The organism is Vibrio lamellibrachiae (assembly GCF_050337265.1).
GTDB lineage: Bacteria > Pseudomonadota > Gammaproteobacteria > Enterobacterales > Vibrionaceae > Vibrio > Vibrio kyushuensis.
The window spans coordinates 771,666-785,903 of record NZ_JAKJSU010000004.1 but is presented as its reverse complement, the minus strand read 5'-3'; the positions used below and the strand labels follow the sequence as shown (position 1 = coordinate 785,903).

The 14,238-nt window shown below is 39.1% G+C and carries 15 protein-coding genes; 10 read left to right on the top strand and 5 right to left on the bottom strand.

What is annotated here, in order from left to right; translation table 11 throughout:
• Positions 1-123 precede the first annotated feature (123 nt).
• Entirely contained in the window at positions 124-1,422 is a 1,299-nt protein-coding gene (locus L4C54_RS03765) for a hypothetical protein (protein WP_428807131.1), read from the top strand.
• A 392-nt stretch (positions 1,423-1,814) separates the two neighbouring features.
• Here the strand turns inward: L4C54_RS03765 and L4C54_RS03760 are convergent, their stop codons facing one another.
• The 3 genes from L4C54_RS03760 to L4C54_RS03750 all read right to left on the bottom strand — a co-directional run bounded on the left by L4C54_RS03760 (position 1,815) and on the right by L4C54_RS03750 (position 4,063).
• Complete coding sequence (locus L4C54_RS03760; protein WP_428807130.1) at positions 1,815-2,564, bottom strand: hypothetical protein; 750 nt, start codon at positions 2,562-2,564, stop codon at positions 1,815-1,817.
• A 640-nt stretch (positions 2,565-3,204) separates the two neighbouring features.
• A complete protein-coding gene (locus L4C54_RS03755) occupies positions 3,205-3,471 on the bottom strand; it encodes a hypothetical protein (RefSeq protein WP_428807129.1) in 267 nt (88 codons plus the stop codon).
• 259 nt (positions 3,472-3,730) lie between these two features.
• A complete protein-coding gene (locus L4C54_RS03750) occupies positions 3,731-4,063 on the bottom strand; it encodes a hypothetical protein (protein ID WP_428807128.1) in 333 nt (110 codons plus the stop codon).
• Between the two features lie 177 nt (positions 4,064-4,240).
• Between L4C54_RS03750 and L4C54_RS03745 the strand changes: the two genes are divergently transcribed.
• The 8 genes from L4C54_RS03745 (at position 4,241) to L4C54_RS03710 (ending at position 11,790) form a co-directional block, all read left to right on the top strand.
• Positions 4,241-4,747 (top strand): hypothetical protein, encoded by a 507-nt coding sequence (locus L4C54_RS03745; protein ID WP_428807127.1) that lies wholly within the window; start codon positions 4,241-4,243, stop codon positions 4,745-4,747.
• 339 nt (positions 4,748-5,086) lie between these two features.
• Entirely contained in the window at positions 5,087-5,485 is a 399-nt protein-coding gene (locus tag L4C54_RS03740) for a hypothetical protein (RefSeq protein WP_428807126.1), read from the top strand.
• A gap of 40 nt (positions 5,486-5,525) precedes the next feature.
• Positions 5,526-6,116, top strand: a complete 591-nt coding sequence (locus L4C54_RS03735) for a hypothetical protein (RefSeq protein ID WP_428807125.1) — start codon at positions 5,526-5,528, stop codon at positions 6,114-6,116.
• Between the two features lie 461 nt (positions 6,117-6,577).
• Complete coding sequence (locus tag L4C54_RS03730; protein ID WP_428807124.1) at positions 6,578-7,192, top strand: hypothetical protein; 615 nt, start codon at positions 6,578-6,580, stop codon at positions 7,190-7,192.
• A gap of 189 nt (positions 7,193-7,381) precedes the next feature.
• Positions 7,382-8,014 (top strand): hypothetical protein, encoded by a 633-nt coding sequence (locus L4C54_RS03725; protein ID WP_428807123.1) that lies wholly within the window; start codon positions 7,382-7,384, stop codon positions 8,012-8,014.
• A 280-nt stretch (positions 8,015-8,294) separates the two neighbouring features.
• Positions 8,295-8,618 carry a hypothetical protein gene (locus tag L4C54_RS03720; RefSeq protein ID WP_428807122.1) on the top strand — a complete coding sequence of 108 codons (324 nt, stop codon included), beginning with the start codon at positions 8,295-8,297 and terminating at the stop codon, positions 8,616-8,618.
• Positions 8,619-8,817: 199 nt separating this feature from the next.
• Complete coding sequence (locus L4C54_RS03715) at positions 8,818-8,946, top strand: recombinase family protein (protein WP_428807395.1); 129 nt, start codon at positions 8,818-8,820, stop codon at positions 8,944-8,946.
• Positions 8,947-9,099: 153 nt separating this feature from the next.
• Entirely contained in the window at positions 9,100-11,790 is a 2,691-nt protein-coding gene (locus tag L4C54_RS03710; protein ID WP_428807121.1) for an ATP-binding domain-containing protein, read from the top strand.
• A gap of 300 nt (positions 11,791-12,090) precedes the next feature.
• On the opposite strand, the gene L4C54_RS03705 is transcribed toward L4C54_RS03710, so the two are convergent.
• Positions 12,091-12,390, bottom strand: a complete 300-nt coding sequence (locus L4C54_RS03705) for a hypothetical protein (protein WP_428801432.1) — start codon at positions 12,388-12,390, stop codon at positions 12,091-12,093.
• Between the two features lie 212 nt (positions 12,391-12,602).
• Here L4C54_RS03705 and L4C54_RS03700 point away from each other — a divergent pair, with 212 nt between their 5' ends.
• On the top strand, positions 12,603-12,818 hold the full coding sequence (locus L4C54_RS03700; RefSeq protein ID WP_428801733.1) for a helix-turn-helix domain-containing protein: 216 nt from the start codon (positions 12,603-12,605) through the stop codon (positions 12,816-12,818).
• 61 nt (positions 12,819-12,879) lie between these two features.
• On the opposite strand, the gene L4C54_RS03695 is transcribed toward L4C54_RS03700, so the two are convergent.
• Entirely contained in the window at positions 12,880-14,166 is a 1,287-nt protein-coding gene (locus tag L4C54_RS03695; RefSeq protein ID WP_428801433.1) for a tyrosine-type recombinase/integrase, read from the bottom strand.
• Between the last annotated feature and the right edge of the window lie 72 nt (positions 14,167-14,238).

Here is a 14,238-nt window from a genome sequence, read left to right as displayed (position 1 = left end):
TAATTATCAATGAAATAGAACATCCTGAAACACCATGGTACAGCATGAATTAAACTTCACAAGCGGTTGATTTAGAATTGATTTTTCAGGGTTTACAATGTGCGAATTCATTTGGTATCGTAAATGAAAGAGCAGGATTTCATCATGAAACGTTATGTATCAAGCACAATGAAGGGTTTTAAAAAAAGTCAGCGTTCAATTCTGAGAAAGCACAATACAAGAGAGATAACAGATGATAAAAATGTCTACCCAATTTTCAGTTCTGGGAATATATACACTTCAAAAGAGCTGACTTTTTTTAATTGTGAAGTGGCAATGAAGAAAGCAAAACTAGGTGCAGGTAAGCGGGCTTGCAATATTAACTTTTCTAAGAATGCCGATGTGATCGTGGATAACGTTGTCGTACTTTCACGAGATCAAGTTATGGTTGTGCAGTCGGAATATTCATCTAACTGGAAAGACAAAATCATCGAATGCTGTGAGGAACTCGCAAGCAGTATTAATAAACATTTCGGGTTACTTTTGATGTCAATTGATTTTCATACTGATGAAGGCTATTTCAGAGGTAAGGAATTTATTGAAAACTTTCATTTGCATATGACTTTTTTCAATTTTGATTTTGAAAAATTGGTGCATCCATTTCGTATGATGGGAAAGGAAAAAATGCAAAAGCTTCAAGATATTACAGGGGAAGCTTTTGCTGCACTAGGTTTTGAACGTGGAATATCCAAGGAAATTACTGGCAGGGAGCATAAGCAGAAAGCCGAGTTCTTAGCTACTCGTGTAGAAGAATTAGAGGCTGAATGTAAACGAAAGCAGATGGAAATGGAATTTCTTAACATTTCTTATAATGAAGCGTTGGAGCGGTTCAATACGTTGAGAGATAAAGTGAGCAAGATTGAAAGCAAGGTTATCCAAGTAGAAGAGGAGCTAGGAGAGAAATTTACTAAGAACTTAATGTTAGAGCTTGATTTGGAAAAAAAGAATAAAGAATTGAAGGTCAAAGAATCGAACTCGAAACAAGAGACTGAAAAAGTAAATCTACTTAGACTGCAATTAACGAAACTTAAAGGTGAGTTGAGCCAGGTACTAACCGATAGTGAGCAAGAGATCCGGGTATTAAATAACACTAAATCAGAGTTAATCGTTACCAATGAAAAACTAGTGCGTTGCGGTAATGAATTAACAATAGTTGAAGGTGATCTGTCAAAGTTGAGCGGTAAATTAGATGATGCAAGGCAATGTGCTAACCCTAGAGAGATAGCTTTAATGATTGAAATTGAACGTATGGATGAGGAAATTAGCGATTTGCATAATAAATTGTTCCGCTATGAGTGCTCGGTTAATTCTAAGCTAAACGAAGAGCCGCGGCTGGTGGAGCGCAACAAGGTTAAACCAAAAGAACCAGACGGTAATAAATAATACATTATTCAGTCATTAATGTATTTTACTAGCTCTAGAATCAAGGACCTTGGTCTTGTGACTGAATAGTTTTAGTCGGCTTTATTTAGCTCGATAATGCCCCGAAAGGATTAATACCTTATACGAGACTAAAAATGGGGTATTACAAAAATTTAGCCATAAACCTGCTGGCAACTAAGAATGAATTCTGATCGGTTGCCTAAACCACTTTTGCTCCATAGTGTGCCAGAGCTAATTGAGCTTGTACTTGGTTGGTTTGTCACATGACTTAGTTCGACTAATACGTGTAGCGTAGCTATCCCAAGGTAACCTCAAGTTTCTATGGGATAATGAGAGAAGGCAGTCAGGAAACCCCCGTATTGTTTTCTCTGACATTTGTTTCTGAATCAGTCTTATAAATATTGGCCTTCGCAGAACTCAATAACTTCGCCAAGAGGGCAACCAGCATGTGCATCTGGTACGTACCAGTTTGCGAGTAGTTTTAGCATCTCAGACCTTGTAATCCCTTCCACCATCAGCTCTGCTAATATCTCGGGGTAATTATTGAGTAGATCGCCAGCGAAAAAATATTCATGACATTCTTCTTGAGCAACGACCTCAAAGGCAGAGACAATGATGTATAGCTGAGAATCCTCGTCAATTTGGGGGGCATCGATAAGTGCCGTGTTTGCAGCAGTGACAAAGTTGCTCCACGCCTCGCGGCTGAGCATACCTGCAGGAGCAATTTCTATAAATCGACTACCAGGGAAATATTGCCCCTGACCAAAATCTACATGTGGAGTGCCGTCTACCCAGCACCCATCTGAGCCTAAGTTAGATATCTCAACCTGCAGAGTGCCACCAGAATTAATGACGAGGTATGGCTGGTCCGCAAAAAGTTCATTGTGAATGCCTCTCTGAATGCTACCTTCATAAGGGAATTTGTTAGCTATTGATTTTCTGAGATATTCTAATTCGACGATGATATTGTCATTGAGTTTCAGAGTTTGGTAGGAACTAAAACCCAGGGATTTAGCTAATTGCTGTTGCAACTGAGATAGCGAGAACGAGCTAGAAATAATGTCAAATCTGTTCCGTAAGTTACGGCATACCTTTTTGAATTGTGCAGGTGTTATAATAATTGCGTCATCAGATAATTCCATGAGTAAACCCTCGAAACACAATGCAGCGCGAATAACTATCGGTGCTATTTATAATGAGTGGCGAGATTGTGCTCGTTGTTTAAGCAGTCTATTCACAATTAGAAAATTTTTACGTTGCACCGAAAATGTTGGTATTCTAAACCACTGAAAACAATAGCTTATAATAGCCCCGAATTCAATGCCGAACCACGACATTTTCAATATTCAACCAACAGGCATCATTTCTTTTAAAATGAGAGTAGTCTGCTTGAATCCTAAACACTTTCTCGGACTGTAGTTGATCTGTTGTTTTGTACTTTCTATATCCTCGTCACTGACCGTTCCGAGGTCTGTCCCATTTTTTTTCGTATAGTATTAATAAGCCATTGGCACTTTCAAACGAGTTTTACCCTCTAAAATAGTGATAATGGCACCAATACCATGCTTCCCTAAAACGGTATCATTCCCCAAGCTAATCCGACTCTATATCTTTGTCTGTAAAACCAAACTCAAAAATGTCCAGAAGTGTGTAGAACCAGAGACGTGGTCGCTTTGGGACAAAAGCGCCTTAGAATACACCCTCTAAAACTACTACTGATAAACAAGTATCCCCATATCAAAAATCTGATTTTCTTGGAGACCATGGACGTTTGCTAGGTGGTTAGTCAACTTGAATGTTCAGATCTTGGATCATTTGATCAAGCGTGATGCCCTGACTCTTCAATTTACTTAGTGTCGCTATGTCCTCACAGTAGGGAAGCACCGCATCGTTTAACTGGTGATACTTGTTGTGGTATTCCTCTCTTTGGGCAGCTATCACTTGCGTGCTCTCAACTGCATCGGTCAGAGTCTCTGCCATATCTAGAGCGGTGATCGCAGTGTTACGCCACTCTTGGATTGTGCGGCCATCTAGTTTCTTGTTAAACATGCTCTGCATTCCTCTTTGGCCAGTTTTGTGTAACTGGGGGTTAGGGTGGGGTGTTTGATGTGTGCATTATAAGGGCTTTGGGAGAAAGTAATTACCATTACGCGCCACTAGCGATTGTGAAATGTTTAGATAACGAAGATTAGCTGGACAGTGGAAATCGAGAGGTGGTTTAGTTTTATGCTACGTATGCCTGCGTGAGGCCTTTTGGGAATAGTTCTGGGACAAAGCGAGCGGGTTGTGAACTGCAACGTTACTTAAGCTACTGAGAACGTTTCAACTTTGTGTTCTTTTTACGTTTTTTGGAGTCAACTCCCCATGGCTGCCAATGTTGCTTACCAATAGCTTGTGCACTGTATCCATGGGTAACCTTTAGACCTAGGGCCGTATTAATTGCCCATAACTGGAAGTTAGTTGAACCATCGCTTTTAGGAGATACCATCATTCTAGTAAATGATTGTTTTACAACGCCCAATTTTTTCTCAGCATGCTCCTCTGGGGAATCGAAAGCACTTAATACACTGCCGCGCCATACATCCATTAGGTGGTGTTTTTCAATCGCTTCGTAAAGTGGGGCTAAATCTATATTCTTCATAGTTGTTTTTACTCAGAGAATGATTTTGGGACAAAAGAGCCTTAGTTTCCCATTGAGAATCTAACATCAAGTTCTTAAATGAATTATAAACTCTATTTGGTGGCGTAAAATGGTAAGTAATTAGAAAAGTAGATATGTACACTATTTGGAAATTACCTGCCTCATTAGGAGCTGTTTGTGAAGTTTAAACTGTTGAGTGTTTGGGGGATATCAACAGGAGCCTCCATATTAGATATTTCGGAAGAATACAGGAAATTAGCCTTAGCAGAGGCAAAATCCCTTGGGCACTATAAATGCCCCGATAACTTATGGGAGCGGCTTCATACTGAGTTTCCAATATTAACTTACGCTGAATGTAAAAAGAAAAAACACTATAAAGATAAATTTTTCAATCAGTTAAAGAATGATATTGAGGAGGAAATATCCCGTTTATCCAAGTTGTATGGCTCTGAAGTTAAAGCGCAGCAAAGAAAAAAGAACGAACTTAAGCCGGGATCGAAAGGTATTGCGAGAGCCGTAAGTCATAGACCTCGTATCGGGCTTGGTTTGGAGCCTCAAGTAGTCATTCCAAAGGTAAGAGCTAAGGACGTTGTAGTAGATAAACATACAAACGCTGAAATGGCAAAAGATAAGCATATTTTGTATGCCGCTGGTTGGAGTTTAGAGGGCGCATTTACTAAGTAAAGCTTCGGTTTGTAGTCAATTCGAAATCGAATCTATATGGGGCAAGGCAAGTTGAAGCATTACTGCTACATCAGGCGTGTAATAATTCAGACAAAAGTTGAACATGTTATTTTTTTCACTCTGATACACCTCAGAAAACGGCATGAGTTTCACAACAACGAGAGCCGTCATTCGGCACTCGACACGAAAACGCCAACTGAAATGTGTGAGTTAGTGGCTTAAGTTATTTAAATTCGGCTGAGTCATTATAAACCTACTTTGACGAGGTTACAAAACCCCTCAACTAGCTTGAAATCAATAATTAGGTACTATATTAAACTATGTGGTTGGAATATAACGATGAGCATTGAGCTGCCGAAAGTATTTTTTGACAACGCTATTTCTAAGTTTAGCGATGCGACTAAAGGGTATGTAGAGTTAAAGACATCTCAAATTGAGTTTAAAAATGAGTTCATTGTTAAATGCAAGCTGAAGAGTGACTTGGTTGCAGGATATGAATTAGATGTTGTTGAGTTTAAGTATGGAATTTCGATGTATCCTGTTACCGTATGTATCTTTGATAATGCCATAGCCCAAGAGGTTGGAGTACAAAATTTTGAGAGTGTATTTCACTCTAGGTTAACATGTGGAAGTAAAGATGAATTCTTCAATTTAATAGAGTCACTGTTTTTGTGTGACACATTCATAAAAACAGTAAGTCAACTTGTCAATTTAGCTCAAATTAAGAGAGCAAGATAATCTGCATTCAAACTTTTGTGTTACAGCGATAGCGATTGGAATGAAACATAAAATTAAGTGGCCCGATCTATTCGAATTACTTTGCAACCAATCACACCTTGCTGCTGATGAGGGTATTTATGTGATCAATTGGCCAATTTTTGTAGACCCAGCCACTTTAATTAGTAGCAGTCATTCTCTCGGTAGAGACCACCATGTAATCGTGTGGCCTGACTTTTTTAAGGTTGCACCTGACATCATAAAGTGTCAAGGCTACATAATTGATTGGCCTTATTTCTTCAAGATAATAGAAGAAGATGATGCAACTAATTATTCATCAGAAGAATACAGATATTGCATTGAGTGGCAAAGTTTAGATTCACTAGTTTCATATGAACCAAAGAATAGTGTCCAGTATGCGTCTAGTGAAAGACCAAAAGAAAAAAACACTCTTGTGACTAAAAAATTAACCTTGGTCAAAGACTTTCCTTTTGAAGAATCGGTCAAATATAAAGGCTTTGATGAGCAAGAATGCTCTTACTACGATAACAGCGATAATCTTACCGGATTACAGTATGTGTCTGGCCATTATCGTCGACTAAAAAATGGCACCTTAGTTTATGTCAGGCCTCATAAGAGAATTAGATATTAATTCAAACCTGAAGCAAGCTTATTATGTAATGACATCGCTATTCGGGACAGAAGCGCCTTAGCATAATTGCCCTAAAACGTTTGTGTCACAATGTGTGCTAGTGAGGGATTGAATTTGATTTCAACTTCCGAAATTAGACTTACTTTTCCTTATATCTTGAACTCGAACTATGTGACCCAATTCACTATGCCACTACACTAACTGGAATAAGCAATATTCCATAACTAAGAGTGAACTTATTTAAAATTGCCTGATATTAGATATTTTCCTGACCTTGGATAAACATGAAGTCATTAACCATCGTTTCACTAGTACTACTTACAGCATTTGGTGGTGCTGATTCAACAGACGGAGCAACAGGTGGTGACTGAACTGAGAACCCTGAATAGTGTGAGTCTGAGTGTTATGAAACCACTAACTAATGCCGACACCCTAGAATAATAGCCCCCGGAGTTTCAGTTATGAGCAAACTGACCAGTCAGTTAATTGATACCATAGTGTTCTACAAAGAATACGTGTTCGTCAATGACGTTGCGAAATCCATTATTTATGGCGACATAAGCAGAGTAAGTGCATATCTAAATGTCGACTATGAATGCGTAAGTAAATATATCGATTTTATACCAATAAAGAAGCAAAAAAGAGAGTGTGGACTTGAGCTGTGGGTATATGATAGAGATAAATCACAAAAGATAATGGAAGATTATCAACTTAACTACCAAAGCAGGGAATCTCTAGAAAAAACCATCAAAATATTAATTAAAACCAATCAAGAAATAGACCCCAAAATGGTAACTATTGTCAAAGATATTATTCAGCCATATTTAGATACAGAGTCACCGTATTGCCACTTGAGCTTAGGTAAGTGCCGCTGCGCGGCCATCGAAAGAGATAGTACACGGAGTGGCGTTCTTGAGGTGCTAAAGCAAGATATTATCACAGACAGTGATATCAAAGACTATGTGACGAAGAACCCGGAAACACCAGAAAAGAAGCCATTTGGAGAGCCACAATCCAAGTTCCGCAATGGTACTTATGGCCTTCACGGTATGGAAATCAATAGCTGGCATCGATAGTAGTTATTGGCTCAGCTTGGGGGCAAAAGCGCCTTAGATTAAATATATCTACAACGCCCAAACCTTGCTAGGTTATTATTTTAGAAAAATAACGAGCGGCTTATCATGGTCAGTAAATCCCGTTCAGTGTCGACATATTGCAATTGTATACTGTTGACTTAGTTGATCGTTAAGTTCTTAGGGGGAACATTGGCTCATATCATAGATACAATTCGCAACCAGACAATTTATGGCGCAGTAGAACAGCTATTGGAAGCTCACTGTGATCTGCTATCAGCAATAAATAACTCTGATACTTTTACAAATTCTACTTTGCATTGGGGGATACAAACTAAAAGATTATCAGTTGATCTCACCAGTGTATCTAGCCCGCTAATTAAAAAAGAGTCTGAAAAATTTGTTGAGTTGATCAATATTCTCGCAACTGTCGAACGAACTATAGATGCTTTAAATTGGTGTGCAAGAAGTTATCCCGTTTTACAGGTTGATCAATGCCACCCGGCAACCAGTGACGATCCTGAGGGGAATGATATAGTTCTAGTTGATAATGATGGAGCTACCAAAGTACGTATAGAAGTTTGTGATGTAGCATCTAGCCGAGCGGGTCAAAATGGAAAGGAAAAAAGTGATTTAAGTAATCTAGGTTGTAGCGTCTCTGTTCCCAACGATGGGGTAGAACGTTTCATAGCAACTTCAGAGGAGTTTGCTTCTGCTTTGAACTCAGTCAAACGCAAGTGGAAGAATTTACATTACCGTTATGAGTTCTACTCCGTAGCAGATACGACAACAATAATGCTTCAGGTTCAAGTTAACAACATTTAGTAAGCAGTTAGTTTTCAGGTTCGTTCTTTGCTTTTCCTCAGCCTTTATGACTTGGTTAGGTGATTAGGTAGAATACAGTAGAGGCTCATTGGGATAAAAGTGCCTTAGTGTACGTAGTCTATACAGTCATCTATAGATACGCGGAAATGCAACATGATTTGAATTAATGGAGTACATTAGTCACTTCTGAACATTGTCTCTGGTGAGCGTTGTGAGCTTCCCAGCTTGTTCCCTAGCTCAATGGTAGTTGAGCAGCATTGTAATTATTTGATGGTTAATTATGGTCACAGCAAATACAAGTCTAGCGAAGCGCAGGCATAATGAAAAAAAATCGTCTTTTGCATCATTCGAATCGCAGAATAAAAAAATGTCAAAACAGACATTACGAAATAACCGTCTTGCTGAGTTTATCGTTGCTTTGATGAAGGGAGGCTGGAGCAGGGTAGACGCATTGAAAGCTACTGCAACTAAATTTGAATTATCCGGCAATCAAGTCCGCAGTGGACTGCATGAGTATATAAATCGTGCAGGTACGCTCCATGGGAACGCCACAAATCCAAATGAGGTTGAGGCTCTTATAGGCAATATGGAAAAAACAAGTTGAACAAGCATGTATAGTTATAGACAAATAATCCTCTGTTAGTTCAATCGAGAGTGCTGTGGGACAAGAGTGCCTTAGTGCTAATACTCTAAATGGCTTTTCTCCAAAACGTGCCAGAGAAAGATTTGACTTGGTTTTAGCTCCTTCGATGAAAATTGGATATGCACGAGTTAGCCTAGAAGATCAGAAATAAGATTAACAAATCAATTCTTTAGAGTCTGCAGGTTGTGAACGAATCTATATCGAGAAATGTAGCGGTAAGTCAAAGCAACGTCCTGAATTAGAACGTATGATTGATGCCCTACGGGAAGGTGATATTGTCGTTGTATAGCGCTTAGATAGGCTAGGACGAAGCCCTTGATGGATTTAAAGTACAAGCGATGCTACTCGATGTATCAGTGACCAAAACGGAAGCTGCTAAGCACTTTAGTGTAAGCCATCCGACTCTCAACAAAGTACTAGCTAATTATATAGAGAATAAATAATGGATAATGCACAACAAATAAAGCTAATTGCTAGTGAGGTTGTCGATGTACTGGAAAATGTGTCCAATACTGCTGAGGAGTTTGCAAACAGATCAAAAACTTCTAATGGGCAGCCTCAACTAGCAAGTATCAACACGTTCACTGACACGCACGCTGTTAATAAGATGCGTAAGATTTCTAGCTCTAATCAGGCGGGGTATAGTGCTCTTCAGAATGAGCCAGCTATTGCAAGAGTCCTGTATCATGATGGGGTTGACTCTAAAATACTCTACATCGCGCGTAAGAGTGCTCTCAAATTAGGTGGAGACATAGCACTAGCTAGTTATGATTCCCCACTCGGTCATTTAGCTTCACTACAAGTTGGTGATGAGGAAAGATTAAATATTGGTGGTAAATCAGTATTATTAGAAGTGTTAGAAACTTTGACACTTAAACCTCAAAAAAGCACTAATGGTTGGGATTCTTCATTTTCTATTTTTACATCAGAAGATGAGGAATGTAGAACGTATGAGCCTTCTTTACGTCGATTATTCGAAGAAGAAAAAGATCTATCCGATACGTCTTTTTTAGATTCGCTGCTTAGTGGTGGTGATTCTTCAACTGATTTTACGATGGGTGTTAAGCACCAAGTTCGTACAGCAATGAGCCTTAGAGACCAACCAGTCTTAGATAAATTTCAGTCAGAAATTTTTCGCTTACCTTTAGACAGTCAATTAATCATTCTAGGACCGCCTGGAACGGGTAAAACGACCACACTAATTAAGCGCCTAGGTCAAAAACTCAATGTTGAATATTTAGCACCTGACGAACAAACCAAAATCAAGAACTCAACTGGTGGAGAAGCTCAACATAAAACTAGTTGGATCATGTTCACACCGACAGATCTATTAAAACACTACTTGAAAGAAGCTTTTGCTAAAGAGCAAGTACCTGCATCGTCTGAACAAATCAAAACTTGGGGAACTTACAGTAACTATCTAGGGCGAAATGTTCTTTCCATTTTACAATCGACAGGTAGTGGTGGTTTCGTCAAAAAGGATGATAGTTACCTCAACTCTAAAGCATGTTCTAATCTGCCTCAGTTTTATGAAGATTTTATTGATTTCCATAAAACAGCCGTCACGAAAGAGTTATTAGCTAGCGTCGAGCTTCTTAACAAGCTTGAAAGTGCAGATCTAAGGAGCATACAGTCCGCAATAGAATCGGTAGTAAAGTATTTGGAACAGGGCAAGCTAATTGCTTTCTATGAAAGTCTTGATAAGTTTCAAGATGATATTCAAGTACTCTTAAAAAAACAGAAAGATAGTTCTGAATCATTACTACGAGGGGCTTTAGCCTATCAAGTAAATACAGATAAAGGCTTTATTTCTGATTTGATTGATGTGATTAATGATTGGAAAAAGAACAAACTGTCTGAGTTAATCATCGATGATGAAGATGATGAAGATGATGAAGATGAGCAAATTTCCACTCCGCAACAACAAGCTTTTAGCGAATATAAGAAAGCTATTAATGCATTAGCGCGAGCTAAATACCTAAAACGAAGCCTTCCAAAAAGTGGGCTACCTAACACGATCATACAGTGGCTAGGTTCTCGACTACCTGAGACCAATAAACTTCAAAATCTTGGCTCATTAGCCATTCAAATGCGTGAGTTAAGGAAGTTCAAAAGTGCTGAGTTGAAGTATTTAAAAAATACATCAAAACACTATAAAGCCTTTAGGAAATCTGAAGAAGTTTCTCAAATTTGGTTTGATAATCCACCTGTAAAACCTAATCATATCGAGCAAGCAGAGTTGGATGTGATTATTTTAAGTAAGCTAAAAATCGCAAGAGAACTGCTTAATGAAAACTTCGTTCGCCAAAGAGTTGAGTCAAGTTCTTACAGTCAACTTCAATTGATTAACGAAACATTTAGAAACCAAGTATTAGTTGATGAAGCGACTGATTTTTCACCTATTCAATTAGCATGTATGGAATCGCTAACAACGCTTTCTATAGGTTCTTTCTTTGCGTGTGGCGATTTTAACCAAAGAATAACTCAGTTGGGAACTAAGTCCTCGGAACAGCTCAGTTGGGTATCGTCAAAACTAAGAACTGAACCGATCAACATTGTTTACCGCCAAAGCAAATGCCTAAACGAGTTCGCCAAGACGCTTCTTCAGGAAATGGGCGGCAATGTTGAATATAGCGGGAATTTACCAGATAAATCGAACCATCAAGGTGTTAGCCCTGTCTTGTTGGAGAATGAGCGTGATATTTATAAGCTTGTGCGCTGGTTAAAAGATAGAATATCTGAAGTTGAACAGACAGCAGATACGCTACCTAGTATTGCAATTTTGGTGAACCATGAAAATGAAGTTAAACCATTAGCAGAAGCTTTAACTGAAGAATTAGAAGACTTAAATATTAGAGCGGTAGCTTGTAGTGATGGGCAGTCCTTAGGGGAAGGTAATGACGTTCGAGTTTTTGATGTTCAGCACATTAAAGGGCTTGAGTTTGAAGCTGTATTCTTTGTAGGTGCGGATGTATTAGCTGAAAGTCAGCCTGAACTCTTTGATAAATACCTTTACGTTGGTGCAACTCGTGCAGCAACTTTTTTTGGGATTACTTGTGAAGGTTCGACCCCAGTATTAATAGATAAATTACGTTCTTCTTTCCAAGAAAATTGGGGTTACTCGGTAGTGTGATAGATAAGGGAATTTGGCCTGCCATATTTAGGCTGGTCGCATGATTACGATACTAGAAGTCATCCGGAAAATCAGTGTGCTCTATAGTTCGCAACTCGCCTTTGTCCAGAACCGTCATAGACTGAATTTTTACACGTTGTGATTTAACTTGATGTTAGTTCTCTCTATTCGCTTTAAAGTACCTAATCCCTAGCACTTTAACTAAATGGCCGAACTTACCAACTCACTACAATGGTATGAACTAGACTGTTGTTGTCGGTAGAAAAAAGCCACCAGCAACACTGGTGGCTTTAAAGCAAATCAATGAAGATAAGTTTGCTTTTTCTTTGATGATATTTGTTCAATAATCCACCCTGCGTCGAGCAGGGGGGCGCCCCGTCGGAAATGCAATAGAATATCAATCGCACGTTCAGATAAGTGATTAACATACCCTTCCGTTAAATGGCAATTGAGATGTGTCTCATGCTCCCAAATCTTGCTTCGGATTGATGGTAGGTATTCTCGGACCTCTTCCTCGGTTAATCGGTCGAAGCTTTCAAATGCAGTAATATCTAGGCAAATACTGGCGGTTTGAATCTCTATAGGTGTCACGTTCATCATATTCTCCAATAGCTAATTGAGTATATGTGGATCTTTCCACACTCGAGACTAGGATCACGGTTAACTAATGAAGAGCAATTTATACTCAAAGAAATGCAATCTAGTCTGGAAGTAAAAAATATACCTTCCTATAGATTAATATTAGTAGGTAGCTGTATATTCGCAAATTAATTTAACCTATAGGAGATTATAATTTGATTTTTAGGACTAAAGTGATTTGCCACTTATCTAGGATTATGGGTGAGAAGCGCTTAAAGATATCAATAGTCTCTAGGGACACTGGAATTAACCGAGGAACGATTACTAGACTTTATTACGATGAAGCTGAAAGAGTAGAGTTGGATGTGATCGGTAAGCTGTGTACCTATTTAGATGTCCCCATTGAGGAGCTCCTAGAAGTACAGACTTCTGATGAGGGTAATATTTAACTAGTCTACAAATTAGGCTTTATTGGGTATGACTGAGCTTTTGTTCTAGCCATTTATTTGGTTACAGTCGCTGCTGTCGATGTTCTTCAAGCCTATTATTCAAGACTTGCTCCCACAGTTTGAGCCCGTCCCGTTTCTCGTCTAAATACTCATAGCGGTCGTAGTGCTTACCGGATACATCGCTGATAGCGTGACCTTGAATTCTGTCACGAATCTCCTTGCTGATTTTGAATTGACCACCCAGTGTTTTAAATGTGCGTCTGAAGTCTCGACCGATGAAGTTCTCTATCTCTGTATTCCGTTTATAGGTCAATATAGCTTGAGCTAACGTATTACTGGGCATAGCTTCGGTTGGTTTGGTTTTTTTATGGAAAACGAAAGGACTATTAAATGCATTGTCTGCTTGGCATTCCTGAAGTATCCCCATCGCCGTTTCCGTGAGAGGAATTACGTGTGGCTGGTTTGTTTTAAAGACTTCAGCTCGAATCGTTAAGGTTCTATCTCTAAAGTTAATATCGCTCCATTTAGTATTCGCTAACTCGTAGGGGCGCTGTCCACCCAAGTAAAAGCAAAGTCTGATAAAACGTCGAGTAGAAGGCGCGAGTTTTAAGTCGTGGTAGCGGTTGTTCATGTCATAGAGAAGCTGAATAAGCTCTTCTATGCTGAGAAAACGATCTCCGGCTTTGTCTGCATAAGTTTGCTTAGGAATAGCAGAGATAGGATTGTACTTAAGAGAAAATTTCACATTTGAATTATTGCTGGCGGGATCGTTGTCGTTCTTTAATCCAAATTCAAAGGCGGCGTGCAAATAGGAACGAAGCTTATTACTTTTAGGGGCATAGCCTTCTTGGATAGGAATGCTGAGTGCTTCCATGAAATCACTGGGCTCAAACTCCTTCGCCCTACGTGTCTTATCTACATATGGGTAGATATTGCTGATGATTTTCTGCTTATCATCTTCATAGTTTCTTTTGCCACGTTTGCACTTGTCTAGTGTATACAGCTCGATTAATTGCTCGAATGAACCTGAACGCTGTAATTCTTGCGCTAAGTACTCTTGTTCTGACTCTTTTTCTTTCAAGTAATCAAGAGGGTTTATACCTTGTGATAGTAATTCGCTATATGACTCAGCCGTTTTTCTAGCTCTAGCTAAAGTGACCCCTGGAAATCGCCCGATAGGAATAAAAACAGCTTTTGAATCTTTGAAGTAGCGAAATTTGAAGGACTTTGCTCCGGTCGGTGCTACTTGAATACCTAAACGACCTTTTCCACGCTCAGCTGTTTTATCCCAGACGTAGTAGGGATTTTTCTTTGCTGGTAGGGCATTGATCTCTACAACTGTCAGCATCACTTATCTCCGGTATTGGTGGTTGAGTGAGAATTGCATGGTCACTTAATAATCGAATATTGGCGGTTTATA

What these genes read in the sequence shown, in the direction of transcription:
- L4C54_RS03765 (WP_428807131.1), top strand. Translation starts at nt 124, where the DNA reads ATGAAAGAGCAGGATTTCATCATGAAACGTTATGTATCAAGCACAATG.
- L4C54_RS03760 (WP_428807130.1), bottom strand. Translation starts at nt 2,564, where the DNA reads ATGGAATTATCTGATGACGCAATTATTATAACACCTGCACAATTCAAA.
- L4C54_RS03755 (WP_428807129.1), bottom strand. Translation starts at nt 3,471, where the DNA reads ATGTTTAACAAGAAACTAGATGGCCGCACAATCCAAGAGTGGCGTAAC.
- L4C54_RS03750 (WP_428807128.1), bottom strand. Translation starts at nt 4,063, where the DNA reads ATGAAGAATATAGATTTAGCCCCACTTTACGAAGCGATTGAAAAACAC.
- L4C54_RS03740 (WP_428807126.1), top strand. Translation starts at nt 5,087, where the DNA reads ATGAGCATTGAGCTGCCGAAAGTATTTTTTGACAACGCTATTTCTAAG.
- L4C54_RS03735 (WP_428807125.1), top strand. Translation starts at nt 5,526, where the DNA reads ATGAAACATAAAATTAAGTGGCCCGATCTATTCGAATTACTTTGCAAC.
- L4C54_RS03730 (WP_428807124.1), top strand. Translation starts at nt 6,578, where the DNA reads ATGAGCAAACTGACCAGTCAGTTAATTGATACCATAGTGTTCTACAAA.
- L4C54_RS03720 (WP_428807122.1), top strand. Translation starts at nt 8,295, where the DNA reads ATGGTCACAGCAAATACAAGTCTAGCGAAGCGCAGGCATAATGAAAAA.
- L4C54_RS03710 (WP_428807121.1), top strand. Translation starts at nt 9,100, where the DNA reads ATGGATAATGCACAACAAATAAAGCTAATTGCTAGTGAGGTTGTCGAT.
- L4C54_RS03705 (WP_428801432.1), bottom strand. Translation starts at nt 12,390, where the DNA reads ATGATGAACGTGACACCTATAGAGATTCAAACCGCCAGTATTTGCCTA.
- L4C54_RS03695 (WP_428801433.1), bottom strand. Translation starts at nt 14,166, where the DNA reads ATGCTGACAGTTGTAGAGATCAATGCCCTACCAGCAAAGAAAAATCCC.